At 53.7% G+C, this 14504-nt stretch carries 11 protein-coding genes; 7 read left to right on the forward strand and 4 right to left on the reverse strand.

What is annotated here, in order from left to right; all coding sequences use genetic code 11:
• The first annotated feature begins 18 nt into the window (after positions 1 to 18).
• Positions 19 to 834 carry a TIGR00282 family metallophosphoesterase gene (locus ACHQGU_RS13445; protein ID WP_215754287.1) on the forward strand — a complete coding sequence of 272 codons (816 nt, stop codon included), beginning with the start codon at positions 19 to 21 and terminating at the stop codon, positions 832 to 834.
• Between the two features lie 63 nt (positions 835 to 897).
• Here the strand turns inward: ACHQGU_RS13445 and ACHQGU_RS13450 are convergent, their stop codons facing one another.
• Both ACHQGU_RS13450 and ACHQGU_RS13455 read right to left on the reverse strand, forming a co-directional pair.
• Positions 898 to 1749 (reverse strand): TIGR01459 family HAD-type hydrolase, encoded by an 852-nt coding sequence (locus tag ACHQGU_RS13450; protein ID WP_395496443.1) that lies wholly within the window; start codon positions 1747 to 1749, stop codon positions 898 to 900.
• Between the two features lie 22 nt (positions 1750 to 1771).
• The gene (locus tag ACHQGU_RS13455) at positions 1772 to 2845 is read right to left on the reverse strand and encodes a quinone-dependent dihydroorotate dehydrogenase (RefSeq protein WP_062144205.1); all 1074 of its coding nucleotides are present in this window, start codon (positions 2843 to 2845) and stop codon (positions 1772 to 1774) included.
• A gap of 170 nt (positions 2846 to 3015) precedes the next feature.
• Between ACHQGU_RS13455 and ACHQGU_RS13460 the strand changes: the two genes are divergently transcribed.
• The 3 genes from ACHQGU_RS13460 (at position 3016) to ACHQGU_RS13470 (ending at position 6733) form a co-directional block, all read left to right on the forward strand.
• The gene (locus ACHQGU_RS13460; protein ID WP_395495342.1) at positions 3016 to 3657 is read left to right on the forward strand and encodes a hypothetical protein; all 642 of its coding nucleotides are present in this window, start codon (positions 3016 to 3018) and stop codon (positions 3655 to 3657) included.
• Between the two features lie 211 nt (positions 3658 to 3868).
• Positions 3869 to 4954, forward strand: coding sequence for a DNA polymerase IV (dinB, locus tag ACHQGU_RS13465; protein ID WP_395495343.1), 1086 nt, complete (start codon positions 3869 to 3871; stop codon positions 4952 to 4954).
• Positions 4955 to 5212: 258 nt separating this feature from the next.
• The gene (locus tag ACHQGU_RS13470; protein WP_395495344.1) at positions 5213 to 6733 is read left to right on the forward strand and encodes an amino acid permease; all 1521 of its coding nucleotides are present in this window, start codon (positions 5213 to 5215) and stop codon (positions 6731 to 6733) included.
• A 432-nt stretch (positions 6734 to 7165) separates the two neighbouring features.
• Here ACHQGU_RS13470 and ACHQGU_RS13475 read toward each other — a convergent pair whose 3' ends face one another.
• Both ACHQGU_RS13475 and ACHQGU_RS13480 read right to left on the reverse strand, forming a co-directional pair.
• The gene (locus ACHQGU_RS13475; protein ID WP_373687509.1) at positions 7166 to 7540 is read right to left on the reverse strand and encodes a hypothetical protein; all 375 of its coding nucleotides are present in this window, start codon (positions 7538 to 7540) and stop codon (positions 7166 to 7168) included.
• Between the two features lie 385 nt (positions 7541 to 7925).
• Complete coding sequence (locus tag ACHQGU_RS13480; RefSeq protein WP_395495345.1) at positions 7926 to 9761, reverse strand: HAD-IIIC family phosphatase; 1836 nt, start codon at positions 9759 to 9761, stop codon at positions 7926 to 7928.
• A 969-nt stretch (positions 9762 to 10730) separates the two neighbouring features.
• On the opposite strand from ACHQGU_RS13480, the gene ACHQGU_RS13485 reads away from it, so the two are divergent.
• The 3 genes from ACHQGU_RS13485 to ACHQGU_RS13495 all read left to right on the forward strand — a co-directional run bounded on the left by ACHQGU_RS13485 (position 10731) and on the right by ACHQGU_RS13495 (position 14489).
• The gene (locus ACHQGU_RS13485) at positions 10731 to 11906 is read left to right on the forward strand and encodes a hypothetical protein (protein ID WP_395495346.1); all 1176 of its coding nucleotides are present in this window, start codon (positions 10731 to 10733) and stop codon (positions 11904 to 11906) included.
• Positions 11903 to 12679, forward strand: coding sequence for a glycosyltransferase family 2 protein (locus ACHQGU_RS13490; RefSeq protein WP_395495347.1), 777 nt, complete (start codon positions 11903 to 11905; stop codon positions 12677 to 12679). Before ACHQGU_RS13485 ends, ACHQGU_RS13490 begins: the two co-directional genes overlap by 4 nt.
• A gap of 121 nt (positions 12680 to 12800) precedes the next feature.
• Complete coding sequence (locus tag ACHQGU_RS13495) at positions 12801 to 14489, forward strand: glycoside hydrolase family 32 protein (protein WP_395495348.1); 1689 nt, start codon at positions 12801 to 12803, stop codon at positions 14487 to 14489.
• Positions 14490 to 14504 lie beyond the last annotated feature (15 nt).

The raw sequence follows: 14504 nt of genomic DNA on the forward strand, positions 1-14504 counted from the left end.
ACGAGGAAAGACGACGGCGTGAGAATTCTTTTTCTGGGTGATATTGTTGGCCGGTGTGGCCGTGAGGCCGTTCTGTCCCGCCTGCCAACATTACGGAAAACGCTCGCGCTGGATCTGGTGGTGGTGAACGCGGAAAATGCCAGCCACGGGTTTGGGCTCTCCCCCGCCATTGCGACGGACCTGTTTGAAGGTGGCGTGGATGTCATCACGCTGGGGAACCATAGCTGGGACCGGCGGGACATGATTGGCCATATTGGCTCCGCCCCGCGCATTATCCGCCCCATCAATTTCCCGCCCGGCACACCGGGGAACGGCAGCGTACAGGTTGAACTGGCAGATGGCCGCAAGGCACTCGTGGTCAACGCCATGGGCCGTCTGTTCATGGACCCGCTGGATGATCCCTTCCGCTGCATGAATGAACTACTGACGCGCCACCGTCTCGGGGTCACTACGCAGGCCATCGTGGTCGACATCCATGCGGAAGCCACCAGTGAAAAATGGGCCTTTGGCAATGTGCTGGATGGCCGCGTCTCTCTGGTGGTGGGCACGCACACCCATACCCCCACGGCAGACCACCGGATTCTGCCTGCCGGAACCGCCTTCCAGACCGATGCTGGCATGTGCGGGGATTATGACAGCGTGATCGGCATGACCAAGGAACCTGCCATGGCCCGCTTTATCCGCAAGATGCCGGGCGAGCGCCTGCAACCGGCGGAAGGTGACGCCACCATGTGCGGCATCATGGTGGAAACAGACGACGCCACAGGTCTCGCCCGCCGTATCGCCCCCATTCGGCAAGGTGGCCATCTGGCCCAGACTCTGCCTGATTTTTAAGCACTTTTACTCAGGCTGTCTGGCGAGAAAACCCCGCCAGACGCTTTAAACGCCCTCTAAGCGTTACCAGACCAGACGCGGCAAAGAGGCAACCGGACGCAGGCCCGCGGCTTCAGCTTCTTCGGCGGCAAGCTCTGTATTGTCGCCAATCATCTCCTGATGAATGCCGCCCAGAATCCACGCGCCAGCAATCCCGGCAACGGCGGCCCCGCGCATATCGGTGGCCAGGGCGTCACCAATCGCCAGAATGCGGTCCTGCGGCACATTCAGCATGGAAAAGACAGGGGCATAAATGTCCTTGTATGGTTTACCAACCCACCGCACATTGCCGCCTTCCTGCTCATAAAATGATGCCAGAACACCCGCGCAGATCATCCGGCGGCCACCTTTGACCACAACCATGTCCGGGTTAGCGCACAGCATGGGCAGACCGCGTTCCAGCCCGGCCCGCAGTTCGGGCAGATACGGGTCTACCGAGTCCGCCCCGCGTTCCGCATCCGGCCCGGTATTGAGGATAAACTGCGCGTCTGCCGGGTCCGTCACCCGGTCCAGATCCAGCCCGTCATACAGACCCAGATCATGCGTGCCGCCCACATGCAGGACCCGCCGCCCCAGACGGGCAAACCACGGATCATCCCGTTCCCGCAGCAGGCGACGCACTTCTTCCCCACTGGTCATCACACCATCATGCAGGTCCCGGCTGATGCCAAACCCTTCAAGCTGGCGGCAGACGACCTCTGCCGGACGCGGTGCGTTGGAAAGCATGACCACGCGCTTGCCTGCCGCCCGCAGGGCTTCCAGACAGGCCACGGCACCCGGATAAGGCTGCACGCCGTCATGCACCGTGCCCCATAGGTCAATAATATAGCCGTCATACTGGTCTGCTACGGCAGACAGGCCCGTCAGAGTCTGCATCTCAGCCTGTGTTTTCGTCATCTTACAGATCCGCCCCCCGGATATCGGCCAGCGTTTCCACGCCGTCCGCACGCATGCGGTCCAGCATTTCCTGCTTCAGGCGCGCGATAATGGCCGGACCTTCATATGAGAACGCCGCATAGAACTGCACGAGGTCCGCGCCCAGACGAATACGGTCCAGCACATCCGCACCGGATTCAATGCCGCCGCAGGAAATCAATGCCATCCGGCCAGCAGAAGCCTCGGCCACCAGACGCAGCATTTCCGTCGCCCGCGTGCGCAGCGGACGACCAGACAGACCACCGCTTTCGGTTTTGTTCGGGCTAAGCAGCGTGGCCGGTCGCGCCAGCGTCGTGTTGGTGACAATCAGCCCCTGCGCACCGCCCGCAATGGCGGCTTCCACAATCGGGCCAACCGCATCATTTTCCAGATCCGGCGCCAGCTTGACCAGCAAGGGCGGGCGTTCCGGATGGCGCTCGGCAATGGCGTCCAGAATGCTGCGCAGGCGAGCCGAGTCCTGAAGTCCGCGCAGGCCCGGCGTGTTGGGGGAGGACACGTTCAGCACAATATAATTCACATACGGTTTAACCCGCGCCACCAGTGCAGGATAATCGCGCTCCGGGTCCGCACCCGTCTTGTTAATGCCGAGGTTTGCGCCAATCGGCACCCCTGCCCCGGCACCGCGCCCGGACGGCAGTGGACGATGCAGACGAGCCAGCCGGACAGCAAACCGATCAATCCCCTGATTGTTAAAGCCCATGCGGTTAATAACAGCGTGGTCTTCCGTCAGCCGGAACAGGCGCGGTTTGGGGTTGCCAGCCTGCGGACGCGGCGTGACCGTCCCCGCCTCCACAAACCCGAACCCCAGTTTGGCCAGCGGACGAATCACACGGGCATTTTTATCAAACCCGGCGGCAATCCCCAGCGGGTTTGAAAAGCGCATCCCCATGGTGCGCGTGGCCAGTGCCGGGTCATCCTTCGGGCGATTGACCGGCACGGATACACCCATTTGCAGGGCATCCAGCGCCAGTTCATGCGCGGTTTCAGGGTCCATCTTACGAAGGAGCGGGAGGGAGAGAGATGCAAGCAGAGACATGCTTCTGTACTGCCCCAAGCCGCCAGACAAGAAAAGGGAAAAAACCCCACGCTGTTTGCAGCGGGAGGCAGCCCCCTGCATTTTTATCTTGCAAATGAGAATTGTTCTCATTTAAATCAAAACACCACCGCAAAAGAGGACCGAAGGGCTGCCCCCTTCAGGATGATGCCATGACACGCTCACCGGTTTACCTGACAGACCTTGCCTGCAGCGAACGGCTGACTATCTGGACCATTCGCCGCCTGGCCGGCACTGCCTCCTGCTGCTCGCATGCCCGCAACACCACGTCCACCAGCCTGTTCCTGCCGTGCTTTAGGCAGGATTTTCTGGCCGTGGCGCATGCGTTTCATGAAACACTCGCCCAGATGGCCGCGCTGGAACTGCCCTCGCTGGATATCCGCTCCGGCAGCGCACTGGCCATTACCCCCACAGAATACTGTCTGCTTCTGGCCACGGAAGCCGCGCAGAACGAGCAGGACACCACTGTCCGCGCTCTGCTCAAACCGCTGATGTCCTTCCCCAACCTGCTGGGACGCCTGACCAATGCCATCACCACGCTGGGGGCCTGTCTGGCCGGGGCCGGATACTGGTTGTCTCACCACACGGGCTGGCCCGGTCCGGTTTCAGCCTCCGCTGGCCCGGCGCAACCTGATGGCAAACCTGTTGCCTCAGCGCGTAAACTTCCCACGACGGCCGCTGTCCTGTCCCTGACCCGCTGGCACGATTTTGATATTAGCTCCGCCCCCGTCAGCTGGCCGCAGGCACTACGGCGCACCTCCGCCGCCTCGGAAGCAGTCGCTGTGCCGCACTAAACCGCGCCCGGACAGAGCCGGCCGCCCGGCTGACCGGGGCACAAACCGATTGACCCGCGGCCTTTTGGGGGAACACCTGCCTTTACGGCGTTCCCCCAAAACCGCTTTATCCCGCTCCGTGTTGGGCGCAGCGTTTTCCTGTGGGCCGGGTCGCATTTTTTTCACACACCGTTTGCTCTGCTGCACATCAGATCATGCTATTCTGTGTGGAATGACTGAGCCTGTACGCCGGATTATTCACATCGACATGGACGCCTTTTATGCGTCCGTCGAACAGCGGGACGCGCCAGAACTGCGCGGGCGGCCTGTGGCCGTCGGGCGTAGTCAGGAACGTGGCGTGGTAGCGGCCGCCAGTTATGAAGCCCGAAAATTTGGGGTGCGTTCCGCCATGCCATCCCTCGTGGCACAACGGAAATGCCCGGAACTGATTTTCGTACCGCCGCGCTTTGAGGTCTATCGTGCGGTTTCTGCCCAGATTCATGCGGTTTTTGCCCGCTATACGCCACTTATTCAGCCACTCTCGCTGGACGAAGCCTATCTGGATGTCACAGCCCCCCTTCTGCCACGCCCCTCTGCCACCGCCATTGCGCAGGAAATTCGGGCTGCCATCCATGCAGAAACCGGTCTGACCGCATCAGCTGGCGTGTCTTACAACAAATTTTTGGCCAAACTCGCCTCAGACTATCGCAAACCCAATGGTCAGTTTGTCATCCCGCCCGGTGCGGGAGAGACTTTTGTGGCAGACCTGCCCGTCAGCAGTTTTCACGGAATCGGTCCGGCTACTGCCGCCCGCATGAACGCTTTGGGCATTTACACCGGCGCCGATCTGCGAACACAGAGTCTGGACATCCTCACCCGCCATTTCGGCAAAGCGGCTACATTTTATTACGGCATTGCCCGCGGGGAAGACCCCCGCCCCGTGGAACCGCACCGCCCTCGCAAATCCATTGGGAAAGAAACAACCTATGAGCGGGATCTGCGCCGGGAAGAGGAACTCTACCCTGCACTCACCACTCTGGCGCAAAGCGTCTGGCACGCCTGCACAAAGCGGCATGCCTCCGGGCGCACCGTGACGCTAAAGCTTCGCTACGTGAACTTCCAGCAACTCACCCGCAGCCATTCCTTTACAGACCCGGTTCCTTCCGCGATCGCACTGGAAGAGACAGGCCATTTCCTTCTGCGCCCGCTCCTGCCGCTCCCCCGGCCCGTGCGCCTGCTTGGCATAACGGTCTCATCTCTCACATCCACGGACGAACCACCAGCTACTGAACAGCTTTCTCTTCTATCTCAATTTTAAGTGCATATTTTAGAATAACGGAAATATAACTCTTTTTTATTTATTATATTTCAATTTATTTCTTTAAATTTCCTGCAATGACGGAAAATAGTCTTACATGAGAATTTTCTAAAAACTGCTCAAGAGACGTGTCATTCTTCCTATCCAGTCTGGAATAATTTGCCCCTTAAGCATCCGGAACGGACCGCTCCCTCATTTTGCGTCTTCTTTCAGAAGAGCCTAAGAAACAAGTCATTCCGCACCTGCAAGGATGCCACAATGTCGCCTAACACTCTCTCCCAACCCGACGCACCAAAACCCTCTTCCCTAACGCCCGAAGGCTATCATCGCGGACTTGGTCGGCGACAAATCCAGATGATCTCCATTGGGGGAGCCATCGGAACCGGACTGTTTCTTGGTGCCGGCTCACGCTTGCAACAGGTCGGTCCCTCGCTGGCCCTGATCTATCTGGTGTGCGGTATCTTCGCCTTCCTGATGCTGCGCGCTCTTGGCGAACTGGTCATGTACCGCCCCACCAGCGGCAGCTTTGTCTCCTACGCACAGGAATTTCTGGGCCCGCAGGCATCGTATGTGGCGGGTGCCATGGCGTTCTTCAACTGGGCCATGACCGGCATTCTCGATATCACCGCTGTAGCCCTCTACATGCATTTTTGGGGAACATTTGCCGCTGTACCCCAATGGGTTTTTGCCCTGATCGCCCTCATTCTCATTGCAGGCATGAACATGATCGGCGTGCGCTGGTTTGGGGAAATGGAATTCTGGTTTTCCCTAATCAAAGTCGTCGCACTCAGTCTGTTTCTGATAATTGGTGTTGCGATCCTCGGGCTCCGCACGCCTGTTGGCGGGGAGGCCACCGGGCTACATCTCATCACACAAAATGGAGGCTTGTTCCCACATGGTGTGTTGCCAGCACTTGTGCTCGTGCAAGGCGTCGTGTTTGCCTATGCCGCCATTGAGCTGATCGGCACGGCCGCCGGTGAGTGCGAAGATGTGCCGCACATTCTCCCCAAAGCCATTAATGCCGTCATCTGGCGGATTGGCCTGTTTTATGTGGGCACCGTCACTTTGCTGGTCCTGCTGCTGCCATGGCAGGCCTACCAGACAGGCGTCAGCCCGTTTGTCACGTTTTTCACACGGCTGGGCGTGCCAGGCATTGACACCGTCATGAATATTGTGGTGCTGACAGCCGCCCTCTCCAGCCTGAACTCCGGCCTGTATTCCACAGGGCGTGTTCTGCGGGCTCTGGCGCTAGACGGCTCCGCCCCAAAATTTCTGACCTATATGAACTCCCGCTCCGTCCCCTCTGCCGCCATTCTCCTGACGGTATCCATCTATCTGGTGGGCGTGGTGCTGAACTATTTTCTACCCACCCAGATTTTTGAAATTGTGCTGAATCTGGCATCACTGGGCGTTCTGAGCACGTGGAGTTTCATCGTTCTCTGCCAGATGCGCCTCCGCAAAGCGATCAACCGGGGCGAGATACCTGCCACCTCTTTTCCCATGCCATGGGCGCCCATCAGTTCGTGGCTTACACTGGCCTTTTTCGCCAGTGTTGTCGTCCTTATGGCGTTTGATTACCCCAACGGCACATGGACCATCTGCTGTATTCCCGTTCTGGCTATTTTTCTGACCATCGGCTGGAAAGTCTTCCGTCACACACCAGAACCAGATGCTTCCATCGCACCGCCAACGATACCGTCCATTGTTCTGACGGATGATCTTCTCGAAAACAGCCCTCAACCCCACCCACGCGACACCCCGCGTTCGCACAAGCCATAAATATCCGCTACGGAAAGACCGGAGGGGCCACCTTCCCTCCGGTGGGCCCGCATACATTGCGGCTGCCAGCGTGAGATAACTCCCGGCGTCACGCTCACGACGGCTGATTTACGAGACGTCACCCTAGTTACAGAAACAGAAAAAGCTTCCTCAACAAAGGACAGCCGGGCGCTTCCAGAAAGAACTGATTTTTTGGATTTTTGGCTATAAATTTGGCAGAGAGCCAAGTCACTACTGCCCGTGTACGTCAATGTGGCCGTTCAGAGAAAGCGAGCTGATTTCACCCGCTCGGAGATGTAATTGCTCACATCGCTTTGGGATGGTTACCGGTGTCTCTGCCTATTTTTGCAGGACATAATACCGGCACCCTTATTTCTCCTCAAATTGCATTCAACAGTCTGTTTTGACTGCTGACGCAATAAGAAAATAGCTTTAGCGCAGAGGGCGCTTTTCCTGAAAACCGAAGCAGATATAATGAATAAATGGCCCGCGTTCAAATTCAACCACATCAGGGTTGGCTCTCAGATAAGCCTGGCTATCAAACAAAGCGTTAGGGCTACGCCCTTCCTGAGACCCATGATTCAGAAAATGTTCCAGCGGGTCGATCCCGGCTTCTCTTACGTCGGGATACATATCCAGATACCAGCCCCCATCAAAATAAATGACAGACTGAAATTCCTGATTTTCCTGCATGGACGGTTGTGCTCCGCTAATTTCATTCTGCAAAGGCACTGTGTCCTGTACTGCGCCCAGCTGCATCTCTTCTGTTTTTGGTGCTTCAGCAATGGGGTCCGGAGTGGACGCCACAGCTTTCCTGGAGGCCCTCGGCCGACGTGCGACCTTCAGATCCTTTACCAATTTCGGTTTTGTTACCTTGGCCGCCTTGGTTTGGACCTTGCTAGTACGCACACTCATATGCCAACTCACACCGTTAATATATCTGCATGTTTAATAATAATTTTCCTTAGATATTGTCCAGTAAAAATAGATTAAAGGAAGCTTAATTTTCCTTATCTGGCATGAAAAATAATAATATGTACCCTAGCCATCTTTCACTTAACCATTTGTCACACATTTGTTGGTAAAAGAACAAAAAGCTGGACGCTATAATTTCCAAGAGAGACTTTCCTCAAAAAAAATGCCCCATCGAAATGCGGCATTTAAAAAGAAAAATTCAGAACATCTTTACATATCATATAGCTTTAATATGTGACGCTGCTTTGGGGTTCTTACCTTCATCCAGAATGTAATAATGGATGCCTTCAGAAAGCCAGTCTTCCCGGAAACCCGCACGAAGATAAACATCGCGGCATGGCGTATTATCCGGCAACTCATGCACAGACGCTGTCACACGCACATTGCCAAGGGCCTTACGCACAAATGCCACAGCCTCTGCTACAACAAACTCCTCGACTTCCATCCCCAGAACGCGGCAGCTCATAACATACTGAACAATTTCAGATTGCCTGAGGAACAAAACCCCTACCAACCCATAGTCCGTAAACTTGTCCTGTACCGTAAAGGCCAGAAGCTGGCCACCACCCTTAAGGAAGTCCGTCACCTCCTTAAAAGCCCACCGCTTCCCTGAAGTATTGAACTGATTGGTTTTATTCGTCAGCTCCAACGCCCGCGCAAATTCAGGCTGGGCGGTATCCGTAATATATTTAAAGGCAACCCGACATTCCAGAGACGCAAGAAACTCATCCCGACTCATGGCAGACCGGGTTTCTTCCCGCACAATCTGACCGCGAATCATATCTTCCCGCCGCTCAGATTCTGCCGTCAGTTGTGCAATCTGGGTTTCTGCAGACCACAGCAGAATACGCCGTGTCAGATAGGGGTTGCCACCCATCACCCGCAGATCTGGGAACGCTGAGGCCACAGCAGCACGTTCAACAGGGTTATCATCAACAAAAACCACGCTCTTGGGCTTAATGTTGAATTCCTTGCAAATCGCCGCGATGTTCTCTGCTTTGGGCTGCCAGTTAATCTTCAGAGAAGCAAAGTCCTCCAGAGAGACAAACTTGGGATTAACCACATCATCCCATCTCTGCTTCACAGTCTCGTAGTCATTTTTCGAGCAAATCGCGACCAGAAGCCCCCGCGCCCGCAGATAATGAATGGCTTCCCAGATACCAAGCGGCCAGCCATCTGTACGCGGCCAGGGCTGCACATCCGGGCGATAGTGCTCGGCAAGCTGACCACGCCACAGCGTGTTATCCAGGTCAAAGATCACGGCCTTGACCTGATCCACCTGATTGACCGTGCGATAAGACGTCACAATCTGGCGGTACGCTGCATCCAGAAACTCATCCCGCTTGAGGGGGTAAACCGTTTCCAGCGGCGGAATAGGCTCATTGCGGGCAATTGCCCCAAAATCATCCCAGTCCTGGAATGTTACCCCGCCGTGGGAATAGAAATAGACGACGTCATCAAGAACATAGCGTTTGCCAATAGCACTGGCGACAGAATCTACATCCAGCACGTAGGCATTCTTATATGCCTCAACCCGCTCGTTGAGGTAATCATTCAGCTGGTGAACAATTGTCACCAGATCACGGCTACCGCCTTTGCCACGCAGACTGGACGCGCTGCTCATTTGCGGCACAATAAAATTCGATACAAATGTCAGAAGGCCATGCGCTTCATTATAGACCATGGCCGCAGAGAGCATGACATCAAGAAGATTTTTCGCATCTTCAAGAATTTTCTCTGCAAAGCCGGGCTCATTGAAGTGAAATCCCTCAATAACCCGATCGCTCAACAACGTCCGCAAAGGAATCTGCACATATTGCAGATCATAACTCTCCACCGGTGAAGGCGGCTTTGGCGGCAGAACACTGACGAAATTATACGGAATATAATCAAATGCGGTTTCAGGATGACGGACCTTGAACTGCTCAAAATACAAGGCTGTCAGACAGGAACCGACCAGCAGAATCCGATTAATCTTTTTTTCTGTCTGCTCCAGATCGGAAGGAAACAGAAACTCTGCGGCAGACATACCCTGCTCTTTTTGTTGCACCATAATCACCTTGTTCCTGTTACGCTCGTTGATAACTCAACACACTTGCGCAGTGTTTCCTTACCCCCTGGACGCGCGGACACGCCTCCCGTCCACTGCCACATTGCATTAAGGGTGTTTACACTATTTTTCAAAATACAGGCAGTGGCAGGAAAGCGAAAATCGTACACCTTGCTCCACAAAAAGAGACAAACGTTTTTCTTTTTGCACACTCAAATATCACTCTGGCAATATTATGCTTTCCAGGCACAGTTCATCATTACACCCTGAATAGAATTTTTACCGAATATTTACTTTTATACTATTTCGATATCGATTCATTTTTCAGGAATCATCGCGTTATCGAAAAAAATTATAAAAAAACTTCATGCACTCCAATATCTCACAATATTTATCTTTCTTTTCTTATTTATTTTTATTTTTATTTATTATTTATTTCAGAAAATAATATTCCTAGTCTTAATTTATTTATTTTTTGAATATATATATCCTCACATTTGTAACATAATACCAAGAAGTTGGCCGTTCTCATGTCTTATTTTTTGAGGTATGGTTAGAAGACTTCAAAAGTTAATTCGGTACAATACGGGAAATGTGATGGTCGCCTTAACAGCCTGGAATAAAAAAGACATAAAAACGATTGTGGACTCAGAGAAATTTGACCTTGATTTTTATCTTGTCGAAAATCCTGATGTGAAACAGTCGGGTCTTGACCCTATTGTCCATTACGTTCTTTACGGTTGGCAGGAAAACAGAAACCCGAACGAAAATTTCAATACTGAAATCTATTATAACCTTTATAAAAACGTTATCGGCCAAGACGAAAACCCGTTTGCACATTATATACGTAATAACGAAAATCTGTACTTCTTTGAAAAAGGGTTGCTGCAGGAATATAGCTACGATTCCATTAGTAACGCTCTCAACAGACTGAAAAAATATCCTTTTTTCAGCTCTGATGACTACCTGCGTATGAATGCAGATATTTCGTCTGCCAAAATGTCACCGGCCCGTCATGCCCTGCTTTACGGGATTGGTGAAGGACGAGAGATTTTTTCTAAACGGTCGATTGTCAGCTTTCTCGGAAAAGAATGTAAGCACGACATCGATTATAAAATTTGTAAAAAAGACACCAGCAAAGCTCTCCCCAAGACCGTTGGCGTTTTCTACCATTCCGAAGGCAATTCCTTCATCAAGGAACTGGCTGAATGCCTGGATGAGTATCTCAGAAATAGTGGGCTGAATTCCCGCGTCATGACGGAAGATACGCCGGAAGAGGACGCTCCCGAACTGTGCATCTTCTGTGCGCCGCATGAATTCTTCTTCCTTTCCGGCAATGAAACCTGGAAAAAAGACGAAATCATCAAGCGTTCCATCATGTTCAACACAGAACAGCCGCAGACACTGTGGTTCACCCGTGGGATCATCTACATCATGATGTCCGCCGGCGTGATGGATCTGTGTTACCAGAACCTGAAATCCTTCTCCGATGTCGGCTTGAACGTCTTCCACTTTGACCCGCCGGTAAAAATGGAAGCCTGCGAACTCTCGGGTGCTGACAAGAAACACCCGCTGTTCCGTGTTCTGCCCCAACCTGCACAGAAAGCGTCTTCTCCATTCACACCTATCAATGAGCGGAGCATTGATGTCAGCTTCTTCGGGAATGCTTCCCGTAAGAGAGAGAAATTCTTCTCCCGTGCTGCGGCATTCCTGTCCGATTATCAGAATTTCTTGTACTACCGGAAGGCTGATGGCCCCATCCCCAGTTCCGGTCTTTACGATATTCTCTCCCGCCTGCCGCGCTACGTTTCCGAGAACTCAAAAATTTCTCTTAACGTTCATCGTGACGATAACTGCTTCTTTGAGTGGCATCGCATTGTCAAACAGGGCATGGCGTCCGGCTCTATCATCGTGACGGAAGAATGCTTCCCGCATCCGCTTTACAAGAACGGTGAGCATTATCTGGCCGAAACACCGCGCCATATGCCTAACCTGATCGAGTGGCTGACCCGTACGGAAGAGGGTCAGAAGGAAGCTGCCAGAATCCAGAAGAATATTTTCGAGGTTCTGCAAAACGAAGACATCTTCAATTCCAAAAATCTGGATCTGAAAAACTATATTTCTTCCGTGTGGAGCAACCTGAAATGAGCGTCCTGAAGCCGTGGGCCCCTGCTGGCAATATTGAGTTTTCTTTCAAGAAAAAAAGCAGAAAACCCAAAGACCTGATTACAGTTTGCGTCACCAACTTCAATTATGCCGCTGTCATCTGTGAGTGTCTGGACTCTGTCTTTGACCAGACGCACGCCAATATTGATCTTGTCGTGGTGGATGATCTGTCAGAGTGCGATGACTCAATCGAGGTCATCACTGAATGGATGGAAGAAAACAAGCAGCGCTTCTACCGGGCGACGCTGATCCAGAACAAGCGCAATCAGGGACCGTCTTTCTCCCGTAACGTCGCGTTTGAAAATGCTTTGGGTGAAGCCGTCTTCATCATGGATGCAGACAACACGATCTACCCCAAAGCACTGGAAAAGACTTACACGGCACTGATTAACGGTGGCTTCCCGGCTGTCTACACCCAGATTGAGGAATTTGGTGACCGTAAAGGCATCGGTCATGCTGATATCTGGGACGCCGCCCGGATGAAGAAAAACAACTACGTGGACGTCATGGCCCTAATCCGCAAGGATGCCTGGGAACGCGTTGGCGGGTTCTGCCACATTGAAGAAGGCTGGGAAGATTATGATTTCTGGCTGAAGTTCATTGATTGCGACCTCAGCCCCGGCTACCTGCCGGAAATTCTGTGCCGCTACCGTGTTCACAACACATCCCGTACGGCAACCGAAGCGCTTTCTGCTCATTATGATCTTGAACTGGTGATGGAATTCCGTCACCCCTCGCCGCAGCCAGAAAACTGACTTTTTAACGCCTGAGTGAAACAGGGCCCTGCTTTCAGGGCCTGACGGTCTTCTCTCCTCTGTTCTGGCCTTGCAAACAGGGCTTCCTGTTTCCTCAGGCCAGACGGAGAAAGACCAGACCATGCTGACACGCCGCCGCACCGCTGGCCTTTTTGCTGCCGCCACACAGAGCATTGTGAGCCTGTTTACCGCCAAACCCGCTGCTGCAGCAGACCCCACAGAAGGGGGAAGCCCACTGCGTCGTGGCAAAACAGAACCCGAAGCCTCCCATCCAGAACCTGCTGACCGCCCGGGCGGCATTACACCCACACCCAGCACCACCCTCAGTGATGCGGAATACCGGCCTGCCATCCATTTTTCGCCTCGCATCGGCTTTATGAACGACCCGAACGGTCTGGTTCATGATGGTAAGCAATGGCATCTTTATTATCAGTTTGACCCCTTTGCTCCCTATGCAGGCCGCGTCCATTGGGGCCACGCGACCAGCCCGGACCTGTATCACTGGCAGGATCAGCCTGTTGCGATTGATCAGACCGCCGCCGGAGAAGCCTTTTCAGGCAGCGCCGTAATGGATACTCACAACTCCTCCGGCCTGTTTGCGGAAAACACCGGGGGAATTGTTGCGCTCTACACCCGTGCGGCACCCGACCGCCAGAGCCAGTATCTGGCCTGGAGCACGGATAGTGGGCTCAGCTTTACAGAGTATGCCCAAAACCCGGTTCTGGACTTGCAGCTTTCTTCCTTCCGGGACCCTCAGGTCTTTTTCCATGCGCCAACGCAACGCTGGATTATGTGCGTCGCTCTCTCCCGCGCGCATAAGATTGCATTTTTTGGTTCAACCAATCTCCTGCAATGGACCGAACTCAGCCGTTTTGGGCCTTCCGGAATTACCGGGGTGGATTATGAATGCCCCAACCTTGTGGAAATCCCGATAGAAGGCGGTAAGACGGCGTGGGTTCTGTTTGTATCCATCAACCCCGGCGCGCCGCAGGGCGGAAGTGCTACGCAATATTTTGTCGGGACATTTGACGGCTCCCGATTTGTGCCAGAATCTGACACCGTAGAATTTGTCGATTTTGCAAAAGATTTTTACGCCTTACAATTTTTCACCAATGTGCCCTCCGGCAATCCGGTGTCCATTAGCTGGCTGAACAACTGGCAATATTGTCAGGAAACACCGGCCAATTCCTGGCGTGGTGTGATGTCTCTCCCGCGCCGGGTCAGTCTGGCACCGGATACAACGCAGCGACTCAAGCTCATCCAGCAGCCTGAAGATCTGACCGCACTCCGTGGTACGGCGTCGGACGCGACACCTCCCTCACGCATGGAAGCCGGCAGCAGCTGGGAGACCCCCTTGCCCGCCTCGGGCGCGCATGAATTACGGATTAGCGCAGAAATTGATGCCCAGCCTGCAGGCCTCCCCCCGGGAGACAAAGGCCGAAGTGGTCGGTTTGTTCTCAATTTCCTTAATAGTAATGAGGAAACACTCTCCATCGGGTTTGACGCCTTTACCGCCCAGCTCTGGCTGGACCGAGGCAAACTCAAAGGCTTTTCGCACCCGTTCTTTACAAACAGCTTTTCCGCAGCCCTCACACCGGACCAGCGCAAAATCACGCTGCATATTGTTCTGGATAAATGTTCTGTGGAAGTTTTCGTCAATAACGGTCAGCAAACGGGTTCGGCATTACTCTTCCCCGCTACCCCCCTGGACCGGCTGCGCCTGAGTGCAACCGGGGCCGGTGCAACACTGTCCCATTTTGAACTCTTCCCGCTCAAACAGACAGTTCGGGCGGAAGAAGGCCAAATCTAAAAAGACGTCTCTCTT

It is taken from the genome of Acetobacter sp. KSO5 (assembly GCF_044094635.1).
GTDB lineage: Bacteria > Pseudomonadota > Alphaproteobacteria > Acetobacterales > Acetobacteraceae > Acetobacter > Acetobacter cerevisiae.

What these genes read in the sequence shown, in the direction of transcription:
- ACHQGU_RS13450 (WP_395496443.1), bottom strand. Translation starts at nt 1,749, where the DNA reads ATGCAGACTCTGACGGGCCTGTCTGCCGTAGCAGACCAGTATGACGGC.
- ACHQGU_RS13455 (WP_062144205.1), bottom strand. Translation starts at nt 2,845, where the DNA reads ATGTCTCTGCTTGCATCTCTCTCCCTCCCGCTCCTTCGTAAGATGGAC.
- ACHQGU_RS13460 (WP_395495342.1), top strand. Translation starts at nt 3,016, where the DNA reads ATGACACGCTCACCGGTTTACCTGACAGACCTTGCCTGCAGCGAACGG.
- dinB (WP_395495343.1), top strand. Translation starts at nt 3,869, where the DNA reads ATGACTGAGCCTGTACGCCGGATTATTCACATCGACATGGACGCCTTT.
- ACHQGU_RS13470 (WP_395495344.1), top strand. Translation starts at nt 5,213, where the DNA reads ATGTCGCCTAACACTCTCTCCCAACCCGACGCACCAAAACCCTCTTCC.
- ACHQGU_RS13480 (WP_395495345.1), bottom strand. Translation starts at nt 9,761, where the DNA reads ATGGTGCAACAAAAAGAGCAGGGTATGTCTGCCGCAGAGTTTCTGTTT.
- ACHQGU_RS13485 (WP_395495346.1), top strand. Translation starts at nt 10,731, where the DNA reads ATGAATGCAGATATTTCGTCTGCCAAAATGTCACCGGCCCGTCATGCC.
- ACHQGU_RS13490 (WP_395495347.1), top strand. Translation starts at nt 11,903, where the DNA reads ATGAGCGTCCTGAAGCCGTGGGCCCCTGCTGGCAATATTGAGTTTTCT.
- ACHQGU_RS13495 (WP_395495348.1), top strand. Translation starts at nt 12,801, where the DNA reads ATGCTGACACGCCGCCGCACCGCTGGCCTTTTTGCTGCCGCCACACAG.